Annotated in this window: 14 protein-coding genes, 1 tRNA gene, 1 pseudogene and 1 riboswitch; of the genes and pseudogenes, 4 read left to right on the top strand and 12 right to left on the bottom strand. The window is 59.8% G+C overall.

What is annotated here, in order from left to right; all coding sequences use genetic code 11:
• A complete protein-coding gene (locus DXC90_RS00350; RefSeq protein ID WP_117734283.1) occupies positions 1 to 1,518 on the bottom strand; it encodes a Mur ligase family protein in 1,518 nt (505 codons plus the stop codon).
• 189 nt (positions 1,519 to 1,707) lie between these two features.
• Between DXC90_RS00350 and DXC90_RS09650 the strand changes: the two are divergent.
• From DXC90_RS09650 to DXC90_RS00335, 4 genes and pseudogenes are all read left to right on the top strand, one after another.
• Positions 1,708 to 2,001, top strand: a pseudogene (locus DXC90_RS09650) (ABC transporter permease subunit); the annotation flags it as partial.
• Positions 2,002 to 2,071: 70 nt separating this feature from the next.
• On the top strand, positions 2,072 to 2,227 hold the full coding sequence (locus tag DXC90_RS09645) for a hypothetical protein (RefSeq protein WP_233502104.1): 156 nt from the start codon (positions 2,072 to 2,074) through the stop codon (positions 2,225 to 2,227).
• Positions 2,228 to 2,417: 190 nt separating this feature from the next.
• Positions 2,418 to 4,286, top strand: coding sequence for an asparagine synthase (glutamine-hydrolyzing) (asnB, locus tag DXC90_RS00340; RefSeq protein WP_117734282.1), 1,869 nt, complete (start codon positions 2,418 to 2,420; stop codon positions 4,284 to 4,286).
• 57 nt (positions 4,287 to 4,343) lie between these two features.
• Positions 4,344 to 4,419: transfer RNA gene (locus DXC90_RS00335), tRNA-Val, on the top strand.
• A 610-nt stretch (positions 4,420 to 5,029) separates the two neighbouring features.
• Here DXC90_RS00335 and DXC90_RS00330 read toward each other — a convergent pair.
• The 11 genes from DXC90_RS00330 to groES form a co-directional block, all read right to left on the bottom strand.
• On the bottom strand, positions 5,030 to 6,313 hold the full coding sequence (locus DXC90_RS00330) for an aminotransferase class III-fold pyridoxal phosphate-dependent enzyme (protein ID WP_117734281.1): 1,284 nt from the start codon (positions 6,311 to 6,313) through the stop codon (positions 5,030 to 5,032).
• Positions 6,314 to 6,382: 69 nt separating this feature from the next.
• On the bottom strand, positions 6,383 to 7,363 hold the full coding sequence (argB, locus tag DXC90_RS00325) for an acetylglutamate kinase (protein WP_117734280.1): 981 nt from the start codon (positions 7,361 to 7,363) through the stop codon (positions 6,383 to 6,385).
• An 81-nt stretch (positions 7,364 to 7,444) separates the two neighbouring features.
• Positions 7,445 to 8,710, bottom strand: a complete 1,266-nt coding sequence (gene argJ / locus DXC90_RS00320) for a bifunctional glutamate N-acetyltransferase/amino-acid acetyltransferase ArgJ (protein WP_199406577.1) — start codon at positions 8,708 to 8,710, stop codon at positions 7,445 to 7,447.
• A 134-nt stretch (positions 8,711 to 8,844) separates the two neighbouring features.
• A complete protein-coding gene (gene argC, locus DXC90_RS00315) occupies positions 8,845 to 9,915 on the bottom strand; it encodes an N-acetyl-gamma-glutamyl-phosphate reductase (protein WP_117734278.1) in 1,071 nt (356 codons plus the stop codon).
• 259 nt (positions 9,916 to 10,174) lie between these two features.
• Positions 10,175 to 10,585, bottom strand: coding sequence for a pyridoxamine 5'-phosphate oxidase family protein (locus tag DXC90_RS00310; RefSeq protein WP_117734277.1), 411 nt, complete (start codon positions 10,583 to 10,585; stop codon positions 10,175 to 10,177).
• A gap of 176 nt (positions 10,586 to 10,761) precedes the next feature.
• Positions 10,762 to 11,208 carry a pyridoxamine 5'-phosphate oxidase family protein gene (locus DXC90_RS00305; protein ID WP_117734276.1) on the bottom strand — a complete coding sequence of 149 codons (447 nt, stop codon included), beginning with the start codon at positions 11,206 to 11,208 and terminating at the stop codon, positions 10,762 to 10,764.
• Positions 11,209 to 11,238: 30 nt separating this feature from the next.
• A complete protein-coding gene (locus DXC90_RS00300) occupies positions 11,239 to 12,039 on the bottom strand; it encodes an energy-coupling factor transporter transmembrane protein EcfT (protein WP_117734275.1) in 801 nt (266 codons plus the stop codon).
• A complete protein-coding gene (locus DXC90_RS00295) occupies positions 12,039 to 13,943 on the bottom strand; it encodes an energy-coupling factor transporter ATPase (RefSeq protein WP_117734274.1) in 1,905 nt (634 codons plus the stop codon). Before DXC90_RS00295 ends, DXC90_RS00300 begins: the two co-directional genes overlap by 1 nt.
• Positions 13,940 to 14,530 carry an ECF transporter S component gene (locus DXC90_RS00290; protein ID WP_117734273.1) on the bottom strand — a complete coding sequence of 197 codons (591 nt, stop codon included), beginning with the start codon at positions 14,528 to 14,530 and terminating at the stop codon, positions 13,940 to 13,942. The genes DXC90_RS00295 and DXC90_RS00290 overlap by 4 nt, the downstream gene beginning before the upstream one ends.
• Before the next feature lie 5 nt (positions 14,531 to 14,535).
• Positions 14,536 to 14,728: riboswitch (FMN riboswitch) on the bottom strand.
• 371 nt (positions 14,729 to 15,099) lie between these two features.
• Positions 15,100 to 16,737 (bottom strand): chaperonin GroEL, encoded by a 1,638-nt coding sequence (gene groL, locus DXC90_RS00285; RefSeq protein ID WP_117734272.1) that lies wholly within the window; start codon positions 16,735 to 16,737, stop codon positions 15,100 to 15,102.
• A 96-nt stretch (positions 16,738 to 16,833) separates the two neighbouring features.
• Positions 16,834 to 17,127: a co-chaperone GroES gene (groES, locus tag DXC90_RS00280; RefSeq protein WP_022094351.1), complete on the bottom strand. Its 294-nt coding sequence runs from the start codon at positions 17,125 to 17,127 to the stop codon at positions 16,834 to 16,836.
• Position 17,128 lies beyond the last annotated feature (1 nt).

The raw sequence follows: 17,128 nt of genomic DNA, 5'->3' as shown, positions 1-17,128 counted from the left end.
TTAGGCGTCGTACGCCGCAAGGGTGCGCTTGAGAATCGAACCGTCGCGCTCACAAGGCTCGGGTCCGTTCTTGCGCAGCATACATTCTTCCTCGCCCTTACCGGTCACGATGACCACGGCAGGACGGACGGTTTCGCGCACGGCAGTCTCGATAGCGGCAACGCGATCGGTCACGATTTGCCAGTTATCATTTCCCTGCGCTTGAACGTTGCGCGCGATCTCGGCGCAAATATCCTCGACATCCTCGGGTCCGGGGTCATCCTCGGTAATCACGATTCGGTCGGCATACCTGCCAGCGGCGATGCCCATCGTGGCGCGTCGATCGACACCCTTACCGCCCGTAGCGCCAAATACAACCGCCAACTCGCGCCCGGGATAGTTCTCGCGCAAGTCACGCAGGAGCGTCTCGAGGCTCATGCCGTTATGTGCAAAATCGACGATGCCCAAGATTTTGCCCGATACGGACGGATAGAGCTCCATACGGCCGGGAACGAAGACACCCTCAAAGCCATGGACGATACCCTCTTCGGAAATACCCAGGGCCTCGGCGCAGGCAATAGCGGCAAGCGCGTTGGACACATTGAATTTAACCGGCGTGGGAATCACAATGTCGCGCGTAAAGCGGGGCGTGCGCACCGTTGCCACCACGCCGCAGTCGCCATTACGAATCGCCAGCGCAAGCACGTCGGCACGCTCGTCGGTCAGGGAGAACGTCACCGTACGTTCGCAACGAGATGCCGCCCCGAGCACACGATCGACCTTATCCATATCGAGATTGACCACGGCAAAACGGCTCTGCGAAAAGATTTTGAGCTTGCTGGCAAAGTAATCCTCGAGTGTCGGATGCTCAATCGGCGAAATATGATCCTCGCCGATATTGGTAAAGGCGCCGACTTCAAAGGCGATTTTGCCCGTGCGCTCGTATTTGAAGCCCTGGCTCGATGCCTCCATAACCAGCCACGGGGCACCCGCCTCCGCAGCATGTGCGATGCGAGACTGCAGCAGAAAGGATTCGGGAGTCGTCAGCTTGGAAGGGCCCGTCTCGATGCCGTCGTCGAACTCTATGCCCGTATTAAGAGCGGGTCGATGACAGCCCGTAAGCTTGGCCTCGTTGACGAGAATACCGCGCAGATAAAAGCTACAGGTCGACTTGCCCTTGGTGCCTGTAAAGGCGCAGACCTTCACCTTACCCGACGGATGCCCATAATAGGCATCTGCCACCACGGCAAGCGTGCGACGAATATCACTCACAATCACCGCGGGAAGATCAACATCGTAATCGACCTCGGAAACGTAGGCCACGGCGCCATCGGCGATTGCCGAAAGCAGGTACTCGCGCTTAAACGCACGGCCCTTGCAGACAAACAACGTGCCCGGACGCACCTGGCGCGAGTCGTCGGTCGCAAACTCTATGCGCTGATCGCATAGAGTATCTGGCTTGGAAACAACAAGGGCCTCGGCCTCGAGCAGCTCCACATAGCGCATCAAAGCCAGCTTCTCCTGCGTCGTACCCGACATATAACGACCTCTCTCGCTAAACCTAACTTCAAAAGAGCAAAAACCGTCTCGGACGAATCCGATCACGCCCCCTGTATTATCAACCATCCTAATATGCTACCTGACCTTGCGAGTGCCTCAGCACCCTAAAAACTTGCAAGGCCTTCCCATCAGCTGCTACTCGCTTTTATGTAGACGAGCCATCAGCGCGTGCTTTGCGGCATCGCCGTGACATACATCAACGTCCTGCGCGGAACCCCGCTCTTCCCGCAGATCTACATTGCGTTCTTTGGGTTCCCTATGATCGGTCTCAACGTACCCAATCTGCCGCTCGGCGTTGGTGTGCTAGCCATCAACTGCTCGGCCTATCTTGCCGAGATTTTCCGTGCCGGCATCGAGAGCGTACCGCCTGGTCAATCGGAAGCTGCCTACTCGCTTGGCATGACTTGGTCCCAAGTTATGTCGCGCATCGTGATCCCGCAAGCCGTACGTTGCGTTATACCGACCATGACCAGCGAGTTCGTTATGCTGTACAAGGACACGTCGCTGCTTTCGAGCGTTGGCGTCATGGGTCATGGAACTCATGCTGTTCTCCAAAGACCTCACGGCCACCACGGGCAACATTACGCCCTACATTTGCGCCGCACTTTACTATCTGGTCGTGACGATTCCGCTCATCCACGTCGTCACCAAGGTGGAGCACCGTCTCGCCGACCGCAGCAAGCGCTAACCGCTCATACATAGTGTTCGCAACCACGGCCCGCCGCTTCACCCAACGTGCGGGCCGTGGTTTTTCGGTCCCCTCGGCGCTTATGCCCCATCACGAAACAAAAGATTGGCATGATAGTAAGGATTGATTGATATTGACTGCTGCATGCCTTGCGGCAGCGCACCTAAGCCGTCAGCAGAAAGGATCTTGCATGTGCGGTTTTGTCGGTTTTACCGGTACAGATGAACAGAGTGAGCTGGCTCTCACGGCCATGATGGATCGCATCATCCATCGCGGGCCGGATATGGGCGGCCAGCACATCGTCGATAACGTCGCCCTCGGCTTCCGCCGTCTTTCGATTCTCGACCTTTCCGAAGCTGGCGCTCAGCCCATGTCGAGCGATGACGGCAAGGTCACCATCGTCTTCAACGGCGAGATCTACAACTTCCAGGAGCTTCGCGCCGAGCTCGAGGCTGCCGGCTACGTCTTCCACTGCAACGCCGACACCGAGGTCCTGGTGCACGGCTACGAGGAGTGGGGCGAGGACCTGGTCAACCGCCTGCGCGGCATGTATGCGTTCGTGATTCACGACCAGAACAGGAACAAGCTCTTCGGCGCCCGTGACATCTTTGGCATCAAGCCGTTCTATTATTACCGGGCCTCCGACGGCTCGCTGCTGTTTGGCTCCGAGATCAAGAGCTTCCTAGACCACCCCAAGTTTGAGAAGGCCGTCAACCACGACGCACTACGTCCCTACCTCACGCTGCAGTTCCCTGCCACGGAGGAGACGTTCTTTAAGGGCGTGTTCAAGCTTGCCCCCGCGCATTGCTTTACGTACGACCTTATGACCAACACCATGGATATCAAGCGCTACTGGAGCTGCGACTTTACCGATGACAACTCCAAGAGCTTCGAGGAGTACGTGGACGAGTGCGACAGGGTCGTGCACGAGAGCGTTGCCGCACACCGCATCGCCGACGTTAAAGTTGGCTCGTTCCTCTCCGGCGGCGTCGACTCCAGCTACATTGCCGCCTGTCTCATGCCCGACACCACGTATTCCGTCGGCTTTGACTACAAGAACTTCAACGAGACCAACTACGCCGCCGAGCTTTCCGACAAGCTTGGCATTAAGAACGTGCGCAAGATGATCACCGCCGACGAGTTCTTCGACGCGCTACCCGATATCCAGTACCACATGGACGAGCCGCAATCGAACCTCTCCAGCGTGCCGCTGTACTATCTGGCACAGATGGCCGCTGAGGAAGTTACCGTCGTCCTTTCGGGCGAGGGTGCCGACGAGCTGTTTGCCGGCTACGAGTGGTACGAGGACACCTCCGAGATGCGCTCCTTCAAGAAGCGCGTGCCGCTCGGCGTGCGTCGTGCCCTGGGCTCGCTCGTTCAGCATCTCCCCTACTTTAAGGGTCACAACTTCCTGACCAAGTGTGCCGAGGTCCCCGAGCGCTGGTACGTGGGCCAGGCAAAGGTGTTCGACCCGTCCGAGGTCGACGAGGTTCTCAAGCCAGCTTACGACACTGGCAAGAACGCCTCCGAAATGTGCGCAGAGTACTACAAGCAGGTCCCCGACTGCTGCGAGCTCTCTAAGAAGCAATACCTGGATATGAACATGTGGCTTCCGGGCGACATCCTGCTCAAGGCAGACAAGATGTGCATGGCACACTCCCTGGAGCTCCGCGTTCCGTTCCTGGACAAAAAGGTCATGGAGTTCGCCGAACACATTCCCGCCAACTACCGCGTCAACGAAGAGGGCTGCAAGCTTGTCCTGCGCCACGCCGCCAATCGCACGCTGCCCGATGAGTGGGCAACGCGCAAGAAGGTTGGCTTCCCGGTGCCAGTTAGGTTCTGGTTGCGCGAGCAGAAGTACTACGACTACGTAAAGGAGTACTTCACCGCACCGTGGGCTGCCGATTTCTTTGACACCGATGCGCTCATGAAGCTGCTCGACGATCACTTTGAGGGCCGCGCGCTCAACCAGCGCAAGATCTATACCACGCTGACATTCCTCATTTGGTACAAGCGCTTCTTTATCGACGAGAACAAGGGCGCCGAAGTCGCCGCTTAGATTTCGTTATGAATTAGCGGTGAACCACGCAGGGTTTCCGCTATACTTAATCTTTGCGGGCGATTGGCGCAACGGTTAGCGCAGGTGCTTTACACGCACAAGGCTGGGGGTTCGAATCCCTCATCGCCCACCACCGATTTGATAGGCTCCCATCTATGGGGGCCTTTCGTTTTTGGGCCCATCGCAGAGGGATTCGAACCCGACAGGGTGCGGAGCTGAGGAAACGCGAAGCGTTTTCCGGCGCAGCACGCGAGGGCCGCAGGCCCGAAGCGGAAGCGGGCGGCGAAGCCGCACGCGGACATCCCTCATCACCCACCACTGATTTGATAGGCTCCCAGCAATGGGAGCCTTTCTTTTTTGGGCCCAGCGCATGGGATTCGAACCCGCCAGCACGTCTGTCACAAAGGCTGTGGTCAAAAAACGGCAAATATGAGTACTGCTACTTTGTTTGCAACATATAAAAAGATAGTTTTTGCTTAAGTTATGCAACATATGTCCATTATAGGGACTAACAATTGGATCAAAATCGTGCATTCATCGCCATTTCGACTTGCTATCTGGCCTTATTAGTCCAAAATTGCTGCTACCAAATCGGTAACATTACTCATATTTGATGTTTTTTGACCAGCAGGTCTCCCTGCCTTAGCAAATCTAAGGCAAAACGGGCTCCAGACCGTTGAATCGTGCCGCATATGGCACACCCGCAGTCCGGAACCCGGTCCAAATTGAGTTATTGCGCCGCGTTAGCCCAAGACACCCGACAGAATCTCGATCAGACCATCCACGTCGGCTTCCTCGCAGACGAGCGGCGGCAGGAAACGCAGCGTATGGGCACCCGTAGCGTTAATCACGGCACCGGCGGCCAACGCGCGGGCAACAATATCATGCGCATCGCCTGCTGCGTCATCCAAGTCGCAGCCGAGCATCAAGCCGCGACCGCGCACCTCGGTAACGTGCGGTAACTTGGCGAGCTTTGCCTCCATATAGGCGCCTACCTTGGCAGCATGGTCGGCATAATCGCCGCGCACGAGCGCGGAGAGCGTCGCGGCGCACGCCGCGATGGCCAAGCAGCTACCGCCAAAGGTCGAACCGTGATCGCCGGGCTTAAACACGTCGGCGATCTCTTTCTTTGCCACCACGGCGCCCATAGGAACGCCGTCGGCGATGCCCTTGGCAAGACTCATGATGTCGGGCTCCACGCCATAGGTCTGGTAAGCGAACGGTTTGCCGGAGCGGAACAGACCGCACTGGACCTCGTCGGCGATAAGCACGGCGCCCACTTCGTGTGCTAGGTCGCGCGCCGCCGCCATAAACTCCTCGGTCATGGGGTGCACGCCACTCTCACCCTGGATCGGCTCGAGCATCACGGCACAAATTTCGCTCCCCAGCTGCTCAAAGATTGCACGCAGTTCATCGACATCGTTGGGCGTGCAGGCCACAAAGCCACCCGGCAGCGGGCGGAAACTATCCTGCAGCCAATCCTGCATGGTGGCGGCAATGGTCTCGAGCGTACGGCCGTGGAACCCGCCGCGCATGCACACGATGGTGTTGCCGCCATTACCGGCACGCTTGGCGTACAGGCGCGCGAGCTTCATCGAGCCCTCGTTGGCCTCGGCGCCAGAGTTGGCAAAGAAGGCCTCCCAAACCTGCTCATCCGCAGCCGGGGCACCAAGAGCAGCTGCCGTGGTCTCATCGCCGGCGACAATGGCATCGGCAAGCACGCGCGCACCATCTACGTCGTCGTTAGCAAGCTTGGACAGCAGCGCCGCGACCTGTCCGCGCTGCTCGATGTAGAAGTAATTGGAGACATGCATGAGCTTTTTGGTCTGTGCCTCGAGCGCCAAGAGCACAGCCGGGTCGCCATGACCTAGGCTGCACACGCCGATGCCGGCAAGAAAGTCGAGGTACTCACGGCCATCGTCGCCGGTGAGCTTCATGCCGTGACCCTCGACAAACTCGACCGGAGAGCGGCCAAAGGTATGCATAACGTAATGGGATTCAAGCGATTGCTGAGCTGCAAGTGACATGGGATGCCTTTCGTTGGGCGCCAGACGGCGCGGGGCTATGGGTGCAGGAATGGGGCGGCTGCGGGTCAGCTAGACCGTCTGAAGCTTCTCGACCTCGTCAAGGTTCTCGGTCAGACGCGCAGCAAACGTCGAAAGCGGATGCGGATGCGTATCGAACTCGTAAGCCGTCTCGGTGGAATGGATCACGGTGCCGACGCCGGCATCGGTCAGCAGCTCCAGGAGCAGCGAATGCGGCGTAGTACCGTTAATGATGTGGGCACGAAATACGCCGCCGGTAAGCGCATCGACGGCCGCACGCAGCTTGGGAATCATGCCCTTATCGACCTCGCCGCCGTAGAGCATTTCGTTAACCTCGTCGAGCGTTAGGTTGGAGATAAGCGAGTCCTTGTCGCTAAAGTCCTTGTACAGGCCATCGACATCGGTCAAAAAGATCGCCTTATGCGCGTGGAGCGCCGCGGCAACGGCACCGGCGGCGGTGTCGGCGTTGATGTTGAAGAAACCGCCGTCCTCCCCCGCCGCGACGGTAGCGATAACGGGAATGTACTCGCTGTCGAGCAAACGCTCGATATAGTCGGTGTTGACGTGCGTGACCTTGCCTACGCGGCCGAGCTCTGGGTCGAGTGGCTCGGCGATAAGGGTGCCGGCGTCGCTGCCGGACACGCCCACGGCCAGGTTGCCGTGGTGGTTGAGCGCCGCGACCAGCTCCTGATTGACCTTGCCGCCCAGTACCTCGCGCACGATGTCCATGGTGGCAGGCGTAGTCACGCGCTGGCCGTTCTTAAACTCGACGGGGATGTCGTAGTGGCTCAGCGCCTCGTTGATAGCCTTGCCGCCGCCGTGCACGATGACGGGACGCATACCGATGATCTTGAGCAAAACGATGTCGCTCATCACGTCGCGGCGCAGCTGCTCATCAACCATGGCGGCTCCACCATATTTGATAACAACCGTCTTGCCGGTCAGGTTCTTAATCCACGGCAGCGCTTCGAACAGCAGCTGCGCGGTTGCTTCGTTGGATTCGCTCGAACGACAATCGCGTGCGAATTTCATAATCTGCCTCGTCTTTCGTATCGTTATCGCGCCGTACTCCGCCGTCCGCAATCGCGGCAAGATGCGCAGCATGCCTGGAATCTAGGAACGGTAGTCGCCGTTGATGGAGATGTATTCATGCGTGAGGTCGCAGGTCCACACGGTCGTTGCCGCGTCGCCTGCGCCCAGGTCGGCCGAGATCACGATCTCTGGCGCCTCGAAACGTCGTAGAGCCTCGTCCTCGTCAAAGGGAACAGTCAGACCGTCGCGACAGACAGGCATGCCCATCATGTCGATGGAAACGTCTTCCTGATTAAACTTAACGCCGCACTTGCCAAGCGCCATAGCAACGCGACCCCAGTTGCAGTCGTGGCCGGCGATGCAGGTCTTAACGAGCGGCGAGTTGGCAACGGCACGGGCAGCGATATCGGCCTCCTCGTCGTTCACGGCGCCGGTAACGTTGACCGTCACGAGCTTGGATGCGCCCTCGCCGTCGGCGGCGATGTTGCGCGCCAGGCTCTCGCACACCTCGTGCACGGCAAATGCCAACTCGTCAAAGGCATCGGAGCCCTCGTCGATAGGCTCGGCATCTGCGGCGGCGCCGGAGGCAAGCATGATGCAGGTGTCGTTGGTCGAGGTGTCGGAATCGACCGTTACCTTGTTAAAGGTCTGCTTGACGATCGAGAGCAGCAGGGCATGAAGTGCCGCCGGCTCAACGGGGGCATCGGTAGTGATGACCGCGATCATGGTGGCCATGTTGGGCATGATCATGCCCGAGCCCTTGCACATTCCTCCTACCGTATAGACATTGTCCTCATGACCCGCAGCCTCACTGACGTAGGACACGGCGTACTCCTTAGAGTGCGTGTCGGTCGTCATGATGGCGCGAGCGGCATCGGCGCCACCGTGGGCGGAGAGCACCTCGTAGGCAGCAGGAATGGCGGTCTCAAACGTGTCGATCGGCAGAATCTGGCCAATCACACCCGTTGAGGCAACTAGAATCTGCTGGGGCTCGCAGCCGATGACCTGCGATGCGATGCTGCACGTCTCGCGCGCGCATGCAAGGCCGGTCTCACCCGTGGCGGCGTTGGCATTGCCAGAGTTGACCGAAACGCCGGCGATGATGCCGTAGCCCTTGTCGGCACCGCCCAGGTTGGCACGGCTCACCTGCACGGGCGCCGCGCAAAAGCGATTGGTGGTAAACACGCCGGCACCGGGACAGGGTTTATCGGGCACGACGAGGGCGTAATCCAGGCGCTCGGGATTCTTGCGGAACCCAGCGTGGATGCCTGCGGCTTTAAAACCAGCCGCAGCCGTAACGCCACCCTCGACAGCGCGAATCTTGATATCAAACAGCTCGGTATTCATCGTCTTTATGACTCCTTATGTCAAACAAAAAACGGACATCGGTTGGTGCGCCATGCCAGTCGTGATCATGAAACCAGCTTAAGAGTGGCGCCCCACTCGATGCCCGACTACCAAATCGTTAACAATCGAATGTGCTACACCGGGCACGCCACTGTGGGCAAGCCTCGTCGCTCGTCAAAACCAAAGACGATATTGGCGCACTGGACCGCCTGGCCTGCTGCACCCTTGCACAGATTGTCGATGGCGCCCGTCGCCACCAGCACGCCGGCGCGCTTGTTGAGCGCGAGGCCGATCTGGGCGGCGTTGGTGCCGACGACCGAAGCCGTCTTGGGCTGCTGACCGGCATCGAGTACACGCACGAAGGTGCGACCGGCGTAGAACTGCTTGTAATGGTCGACAACGTCCTCAAGGGTCAAGGTATCGATAGCCTGTGGCGCAAGCGGCATCGTTACCGTAGAGAGTAGACCGCGCTTGAGCGGTGCCAGGTGCGGGGTAAAGACGACGCGATCGGTTAGGCCCAAGATCTGCTCAATTTCGGGCGTGTGACGGTGCTTGCCCACGCCATAGGCCTCCAGGTTTTCGTCCGCGCTGCAAAAATGCGTACGGGCGTTACAGGACTTACCGGCACCCGTCACACCGCTGATAGCGTCAACGATCACGGGGCCACTCTGGGCAACCCAGCCGGCGCGCACGGCGGGCGCGGCGGCAAGGCTCGTTGCGGTGGGATAGCAACCGGCGCAGGCGACCAGCACGGGTTTGCCGTCGGCATGGTCGGATGCGGCGGCCTCCAGGTCCTGGCAGAACAGCTCGGGCAGACCAAAGGCACGGGTCTTGAGCAGCTCGGGGCTCGTGTGCTCGACGGCATACCATATCTCAAAGACGGACGGGTCGCTCAGGCGATAATCGGCCGAAAGGTCAAAGCAGGAGACACCCGCGGCGAGCAGCGCAGGCACCTGTGCCATGGCGGCAGTGTGCGGCACGGCAAGAAAGACCGCATCGCAGCTCTTGAGCTCGGGGGCGTCATGCGTGGTAAAAACCAGATCGCTTATGCCAGCAAAGCTCGGGTACACCGCGGACAGCGGCTGGCCAGCATCGGCGTTGGACGTAATGGCAACAAGCTCAAACTCGGGATGGCCGAGAATGAGGCGAATAAGCTCGGCTCCGGCGTATCCCGCCGCACCGACGATTCCAACCTTCAAAGACATTTCAGACTCCTTGTCTGCGATGTAGGCACCGATGCGCATTCCGCAGTCGTCGTTATGAGGTAGGTTGAAACTTTAGCACCAGAGAATACATATTTACGTAAATAGTTTGCGTCTTCATGCATTGAAACACGCCCGACATATTTGCTTGAAGGAATTGACAAATTGGAGCGGGCCCCGTATTGACCGGCACTCCTTACGGCGCCGGGCAATACGGGGCCCGCCCATGCGGATACTAAGTTGTTAAGATGAGCTAGCCTGACTACAGCTCGACCGGCACCCATTCATCGTGGTTGCAGATATACGCCTCGGGATCCTCGACGCTAAAGAAGACGAGCGTGGGGTCGTTAGGCCCCTCATAGTGCTCGCTCAAGCGCTCAAGATGTTTCCATCCTGCCTCGCGCATATCGGGAGCGGCCTGGTCATCCAGACCCGCACGCCCGCGCAAGATCAACCAACCATGGCCCGGCCACCAACTCGTGGCCTCAAAACGCTGATTATGCAGCAGCTCTTGCCACACATCTTTAGTACGCGCCGTTACAAACCACAGCTTGCCGTCCTGAATCTGCGCAAACGAGAACGGACGCACATGCGGCTGCCCGTCCACACTCGTCGCCAGATACCACGCCGGCACCGACGTCAGATACTCCAGTACCGTATTCAATCCGTCCACGGTTCCTCCTGCCACTAGCTAATTTGAGATGGGTAGTTAATTTGGGACGGGGCTATTTTAGCTACCCCTTAACTGCCAATGAATTATTTGGCCAGGATAATTGTCAACTGGCATATGGGGGTAGCTAAAATAGCCCCGTCCCAAATTAACTACCCCGGAAGCCTGGTTTGTGTGAGCTAGAGCTCCAGGCGCTCTTCGCTGCCGTCGATATCGCAGAAGCGCGCGGCAATGTTGCGGACCGAAAAGAAAGCAAGGCGGCCGTCGTTGGCACTCTCGTGTTCCTCGCCGATGCCCACCATGTGCTTAAAACCCGCTTGACGCACCTTGTCGCTCGCAACTGCGTCGTCCTCAAGTGCGGCCTCGCCGGTCAATACGATCCAACATTCCCCCGGCTTCCAGCCCGAGAGCTCGAACTTGGGATTCGCACTCAGCTCCGCCCACACATCCTTGTCGCGCGACGTGCAAAACCACAGTTTGCCGTCATCGACCATGGCAAACGAAAACGGCCTCACGCGGGGCTGATGTCCGTCGGCCACATCGGTCGTGGCCAGATACCACGCCGGAATGCGCCTGAGATACAAACAGGCGCGCTCAAGCTGAGCCGTGCGGTCGTTGTCGGTCATAGGGACCCCTTTCTTGCGCTCAAATCGCGCCTAAACAAGTTGAAGATTGATGACGATGACGCAGATGAGCAGCAACGCCGTCACCACCGCCGCCAACGCATCGCCGCGGCCAAATGCAAGCGCATGCAGACGTGTGCGGCCCTGCTCGCCATGATAGCAACGGGCATCCATGGCGGCAGACAACGTCTCGGCATGACGGAACACGCCGGTGAACAGCGGAATCGCCACACTGCCGAGCATGCGCACACCGCCGAGCGGACCGCCCGTCACGCGCGCGCCGCGGCTGGCCTGCGCATCGGCCGTCTGTTTCATTTCGGTGGCAAATTGCGGCATAAACCGCAGCGCGATGCCCATAATCATGCCAAGCTCGTGTGCCGGAAGCCCCACACGCGCGAACGGTGCGAGCAGACGCTCAAAGCCCGCGGTGAGGTCGAGCGTGGGCGTGGTGAGCGTAATGGCGCTCATGCCGGCCATCATCAGAGTCAGGCGGCACGCCATAAAGGCGGCAGAACGCAGCGAGCCCTCGCTTATCTGCAGAAAGCCGAGCTGCCACAGGATGCGCCCACTCTGATCGGTAAACAAGTTGAGCACCGCGACCACGACGACGATCGCCAGCAGCGGCGCCATCGACGACAGAGCGCGACGAGCCGGCACCCGAGACACGGCATAGATCAGCACAACGAAAATTGCGACCGGGGCCAGTCCGCGGAAGCCACTGACCGTGAGCGTCGTGATCAGAAACACAAAGCCCAAGAGCAACTTGGTTCGCGGGTCCAGGCGGTGGATTGCACTATCGCCGGGATAGTAGCTGCCAAACGAAAACGCCTCCATCAGCAACCCTCCTCTCGCGTGACCGTTTCGGATTTGGCCTTGTCCGAGACGTTAGAAGAACCGTCCGAGCGACCGATCAGCAAATCTGCCAACTCGTCGGCCAACGACTCAACCGTATAGAGCCCGCCGCGACGCAGCGGCACGCCCGCTTCCGCGAGCGCCAACGCCATGCGCTGAGCAGCAGGTACGCCCAAGCCGATCGACTTGAGCTCATCGGCATGCGCAAACACCTGCTCGGGGGTTCCCTCGGCAAACACCGCGCCTTCGTTCATTACGACGATACGGTCGCAGCAATTGGCCAGGTCATCCATGCTGTGCGAAACCATGACAACGGTCAGGCCATCACGGTGAAGTCGATCGATAAGCTCAAGGAAATCCCTGCGCGCAGCCGGATCGAGCCCCGCCATGGGTTCATCGAGCACCAGGACCTCGGGTTCCATGGCAAGCACGCCGGCAAACACCACGCGGCGCTGCTGGCCGCCCGAAAGCTCAAAGGGGCTCTTGTCGCCGACCGTGGAAAGGTCGAGGCCCACGCGCGAGAGCGATGACTCGACACGACGGTCGACTTCATCTTGCGGCAAGCCAAGGTTGTGCGGACCAAACGCCACGTCCTGCGCCACGGTTTCGGCAAACAGCTGACGCTCGGGATATTGAAACACCACGCCGACCTTTGCCTTAACCGCGGCGGCGTCTTTCTTGTTTGACAGATCGAGCCCCAGCGCGCGAACGGATCCCTCCTGGGGGCGAATCAAACCGTTGAGATGCTGGACCAGCGTCGACTTACCCGAACCGGTATGACCCGCAAGGCCCAGGAACTCGCCGCGGCGCACCGTCAGCGATACATCGCGCAGCGCCCACGGGCTGCTGGGGTCGTTTCCCCAAAGGGCTTGTTTGTTCGATTTGTCCGCGACAGCCGAACGCTTGCGCCAGCGACGACGCTCGCGGGCGCTCAGCGAATAGCTATACGAAACATGGGATAGTTCGATGACGGGCTCTGGTACGTCATCTTCGTTGCTTGCCGAAACCGTACCGCCAACGATTTCCGATTGGGGTGCGGAAGACTGTCCCACGGTGCCTGCCCCACTTCGCTCGGCATAAGTCTGCGCAATCTCGGCGACCATATCCACCTCGCGCACCTGCGCATGAACGGGCACGCCCTTCGCACGAAGCTCCATGCCCAAGCAGCACGACGCTGGCATATCCAGATTGAGCTGCGCAAGTTCGTCCGCCCGCGTCAAGATTTCCTCGGGCGTACCGAGCATGGCAACGCGCCCCGCCCGAAATACCGCGACACGATCGGCCTCGGAGGCCTCTTCCATAAAGTGCGTAATCATCACGATGGTCATGCCGCGATCGTGCAACGCGTGGCAAGCCTTCATGAGGCCCTTGTGTCCACGCGGATCGAGCATCGAAGAAGCCTCGTCCAATATGAGCACGCGCGGTTCCATGGCGAGCACGCCGGCAAGCGCCACGCGCTGCTTTTGGCCACCCGAAAGTGCATGGGTCTCGTGGCGCTCAAAGCCCACCAGGCCCACGGCCTTCAGCGCCTCGCGCACGCGCTGTGCGATCTGGGCGGATTCCACCCCTAAGTTCTCGGGACCAAAGGCAACATCGTCCTCGACAAGCGTCGCCACGAGCTGGTCGTCGGGATTCTGAAACACCATGCCCGCGGTCGAGCGAATGTCGTAGACCAGCTCGGGATCGGACGCGTCCATGCCGTTGACGCACACCGTTCCCGCATCGGGCTGCAGTAGCGCGTTCAAATGCTTGGCAAACGTCGACTTGCCCGATCCGTTTCCGCCGAGGATGCAGAAAAACTCGCCGTCCTCTATGTTCAGATCGACGCCGTCAAGCGCCGGCACGGCACCGTCATAGCTAAAGGAAACGCCCCGACACTCAATCATGCGCGGCCTTTGACCTGGTCCTTTTTAGGCGTGATGAGATTGGAGACCGCCTTGTACACTGCAAGCGTGAGCACCGAGTTAAGCACGGTCTTGATGAGGTTGAACGGTAGCACGGCGGGAATCATGAGCGGGGCGATCACATCGACCGAACCATACCAGAACCATACGCCAATGGTAAGGTTTGCAGCCATAGACAGCGCCGTAGCGGCAATGACGCCAAGCACCAGGCCAATCACGGCACCCTTATAGGTATGCATCTTCTGGTAGACGATAGCCGCGGGGAGAATATAGCCCAGCGTAGCAACCAAGTTCATAAGCGCACCGACCCAATCGCCCGTGGTAAGCGCATGGATAACGATCGCCATGGCGGCAACAGCTGTGCCGGCACCAGGGCCATACGCAAACCCACACACCATCGCCGGCACCAGCGACGGGTCATACGTCAAAAACGGCGCCGAAGGAAGGATGGGTAGCTGCACATACATAAACAATGCGCTCAAGGCACACATCAGCGCCATGGTAACGAGCTGTTTGGTGCTCCACCTATTCGTGTTCTCAAAATGGATATGCTGCGACTGTTCAGACATAAGATCACCTGCCTCTTTCATCCGGACTCTAACCGTTGGTACTGGGATCTCACCAGTTCAGCCGGCATGCGAACCAACGCACACACGGGTCGCGGACTCATCGGCTCGGTCGCAGGCATCTCGCCTGCGCCACGGCGCCCCTTTGACACCGCCCGATTTACCGCCAGTGGGGAATTTCACCCCGCCCTGAAACAGCAATTGCAAGTGTAGCACGAGCGAGTATTCGCGCAAGTATGCCAAGGGTAATTTGTGGCGGGGACCAGTTGTCGCAACAACCACGTCTCCCACTCACCCCAAAGTGGTGCGCTTTTCGCGGCTTTGCCGCGAAACAGCAACCGGGACGCGTATCCCCCACAACCACGTCCTTCTCCGCCCGCCGACCTCAAGGCCGTAAACGCAGGGAATCCGGGGGCGTGACGGGGCTTCTCTCCGGAACATTCCGCAGGACGCAAAGAGGCTCCGCAGCGCGAAGCGCGATGCGGAGCCTCTTTGCATGTCCGAGGACGTTCCGGAGAGAAGCCCCGTCACGCCCTGCGGATTCCCGGTGGGAGTTCTAGACCTTGTCGGCCTTAGTACATACCGCCGCCCTGCTGACCAGCGGTAGCAGCAGCGATAGCGTCCTCAAGCTGAGTGTTCTTGGGCACATCGGAGACGGTGGCCTCGGTGATGAGGATCAGGCTGGCGACAGAAGCAGCGTTCTGCAGGGTGACGCGGCTGACCTTGACGGGGTCGAGGACGCCCATCTCGATCATGTCGCCCCACTCGCCGTTGGCAGAATTTAGACCCTGGCCAGCGGGCAGCTCGGCAACCTTGTCGACCACGACAGCGCCCTCAAAGCCAGCGTTCTTGGCGATGGTGGCGACCGGAGCGGTCAGAGCCTTCTTGACGATGTCGACGCCGATCTTCTCCTCGGGGTCGTCAATCTCGACAGCATCGAGCGCGGGCACAGCGTCCATGAAGGCGACGCCGCCGCCGGCGACGATGCCCTCCTCGACAGCAGCGCGGGTAGCCTGAAGGGCGTCCTCGACGCGATGCTTGATCTCCTTGAGCTCGGACTCGGTAGCAGCGCCGACCTTGATGACGGCAACGCCACCGGAGAGCTTGGCCAGGCGCTCCTGGAGCTTCTCGCGGTCGAAGTCAGAGGTGGTGTTCTCCATCTCACCCTTGATCTGAGCGATACGGGCGTCGATGGCCTCCTTGGAGCCAGCGCCGCCGACGATGACGGTGTTGTCCTTGGAGATGGTGACGGACTTAGCGGTACCGAGCATATCGGCGGTGATATCAGCGACCTTCACGCCCAGCTCGTCCAGAGCGGCCTGGCCACCGGTGAGGACGGCGATGTCCTCGAGGATGCGCTTGCGGCGATCGCCGTAGCCCGGGGCCTTGACGGCGCAGACGTTGAGGGCGCCACGGATCTTGTTGAGGACCAGGGTAGGCAGAGCCTCGCCGTCGATGTCCTCAGCGATGATGAGCAGGCCGCGGCCAGCGCGCTGGACAGCCTCGAGAACGGGCATGATGTCCTGAACGCTGGAGATCTTCTGGTCGGTGATGAGGATGAACGGATCCTTCATCACTGCCTCCATGCGGTCGTTGTCCGTGACGAAGTAAGCGGAGACGTAGCCCTTGTCGAACTGCATGCCCTCGACGGTGTCGATGGTGATGTCGAACGTCTGGGAATCCTCGACGGTGATGACGCCGTCCTTGCCCACGACCTCCATGGCCTCGGCGATCTTCTCGCCGACCTCGGGGTCACCGGCAGAGATGGTACCGACGGAAGCAATCTGCTCCTTGGTCTCGACCGGCTTGGCCTGCTTCTTCATCTCGGCAACGGCGGCGTTGACGGCCTTGTCGATGCCGCGACGGATGGCCAGAGGGTTGGCGCCGGCGGCGACGTTGCGCAGACCGTCGTTGACGATGGCCTGGGCGAGCAGGGTTGCGGTGGTGGTACCGTCACCCACGGTGTCGTTGGTCTTGGTGGCGACCTCCTTCACCAGCTGAGCACCCATGTTCTCGATGTTGTCCTCGAGCTCGATCTCCTTGGCGACGGAAACGCCGTCGTTGGTGATGGTCGGGGCACCGAACGTGCGCTGCAGCGCAACATAGCGACCCTTGGGGCCCATGGTGACGGTAACGGCGTCGGCCAGAGTGTTGACGCCCTTGGCAAGCTTAGCGCGGGCATCGGTGTTAAACGTAATGTTCTTTGCCATGGTAGGTAATCCTCCAAAAGAAATGCGACTCGCGTCGCCGCTTCCGAGTCCTATGCGGCGGGCGCGTTCAAAGACGAATCAGAGATTCTGACGAGACTAGGCCTCGACGACGGCGTAGATGTCGTCGGCGCGCATCAGCAGATACTTCTCGCCGTCGACCTTGACCTCGTTGCCACCGAACTTGCCGTAGATGACAACGTCACCGACCTTGACGTCCATGGGGATGCGCTCACCCTTGTCGTTGACCTTGCCGGCGCCAACGGCAACGATGGTGCCGCGCTGCGGCTTCTCCTGAGCGTTGCTGGCGATATACAGACCAGAAGCGGTCTTCTGCTCGGCCTCGTCGGGCTTGACCAGAACACGATCTGCAAGCGGCTTCAAAGACGACATG

Origin of the sequence: Collinsella sp. TF09-1AT, assembly GCF_003436895.1 — a bacterium.
Lineage (GTDB): Bacteria > Actinomycetota > Coriobacteriia > Coriobacteriales > Coriobacteriaceae > Collinsella.
Note: the sequence above shows the minus strand (reverse complement) of the source record. Positions and strands in the feature narration are given on the sequence as shown.